This is a genomic window from Adlercreutzia sp. ZJ176 (genome assembly GCF_011038975.1).
In the GTDB taxonomy this organism is placed as follows: domain Bacteria; phylum Actinomycetota; class Coriobacteriia; order Coriobacteriales; family Eggerthellaceae; genus CAAEEV01.
On record NZ_JAAKEC010000046.1, the window covers coordinates 1 to 1,511 of the forward strand.

Annotated in this window: 1 protein-coding gene; it reads right to left on the bottom strand. The window is 76.2% G+C overall.

Annotation, left to right across the window (positions count from 1 at the left end; all coding sequences use genetic code 11):
- Window positions 1-1,228: IS110 family transposase (locus G7Y50_RS11845; protein WP_165056833.1), on the bottom strand; the 1,228-nt coding region annotated here is incomplete at its 3' end.
- Between the last annotated feature and the right edge of the window lie 283 nt (window positions 1,229-1,511).

A 1,511-nucleotide genomic window follows, 5' to 3' on the forward strand; every position in this document is an offset into this window, starting at 1 on the left:
CCTCGGGGGACATCGCGCCGAGCCACTCGAGGTACCTCCGGAGCAGCGGCCCGTCGACGCGCACGCACCTCTCGAGCTCGCTTATCCTGGCGCTCGCGACGCCGAGCGCGGAGGCGGCCTGGGCCTGGGTCGCGCCGATCCGCAGGCGCTCCGACCTCGCGGCCGCGGCGGCCTCCCCGCAGGAGGGGCGGCCCGCCTCCTGCGGGCGCATGAGCGCGCGGTAGACCTCGCGCGCGATGTAGCGCACGAGGATGCGCTCGATCTCGCGCCTGGTCTTGCCGTCCCTGGTGCGCTTCTCGACGCAGGGCCTGGTGCGCTCGTCGCGCCTCATGCGCTGCCGGGCTATGGTGTGCAGGGCGCAGTTGGCCCGGCGGTCGCCGCCGCGGTTGAGGCGGTGGCGCCTGACCCTCCCGCTGGACGCCTCGACCGGCGAGGCGCCGCACAGCGACGCGAACGCGGCCTCCCCGGACATCCTCCCGGGGTTGTCGCCCGCGGCTATGGCGAGCCTGGCCGCGCTCACCGCGCCGCAGCAGGGGACGCCGAGCAGGGCCGGGGCGTTGGCCTCCAGGATGGCGCGCATGGCCCCCTCGTGCTCCGCCGCCGCCTCCTTCGCCGCCCTCCACGACAGGGCGAGCGTGCGCAGCGAGTCCCACAGCGACCGCTCGGGCTCGCCGCGCGCCCTCCGCCTGCGTGACAGGCGCCTCATCAGCGCGGGCGTCCCCATCCCGCGCAGCCCCTCGCGCACCGGCGCGGGCGCGGTCACGACGAGGGCGCGCACGCGGTTGGCGGCCCGCGTCGACTCGGCGACGGCCGCCTCCCGCGCGACCTCCCTGAGCCTGAGCGCCTCGACCCAGCCGGTGCCGGCCCTGGGCGCGCCGGACGCCCTGCCGGCCAGCGCGTCGCGCGCCGCGCGCTCGGCGTCGGCCGGGTCGCTCTTGCCCTCCCCGGCCCGCCTCCTGTCGCGCCCGGGCCTCACGACCTCGACGACGTCGTAGCCGAGCTCGGCGAGCCTCCTGGCGACCCCCGCCCCGTACGAGCCGGTCCCCTCGACCCCGACCACGGCGCAGCCCCCGGGCCCGCCGATCGCCGCGGCGATCCCGTCGTAGCCGGCGGGGTCCGCGGCGTAGGTGCCGGTCTTGACGACGCGGCCCACGCGGTCGATGACGCACAGCGCGTGCTCGTCCTTGTGCGTGTCGATCCCGGCCGCCACGCTTCCGCTCTCGTTCATCCGTCCCCTCCCCTCGGGTGCCTGGCGGCCCTCGGGTCGGGCAGACGCGTCACTGGCGGGGGCGCGCTATAATGCAGATGCTGCTCTGCGGTCGCGCCCATGCTCCTATCAAGTCATGGCCGGCCCTCGGGTCGCCGGGGCGGCGCGGGGCGGCTCATCCTCGAGACAGCCCTCGGGCGTCGGACACAGTGCGAGCCACCGCGCCGTCCCCGCAACGTAGGTTACCGCCCTTCCGGCTCGGTGGAAGCGGAAGGGCGAGACCCGTAACGATTATCAGTGACAC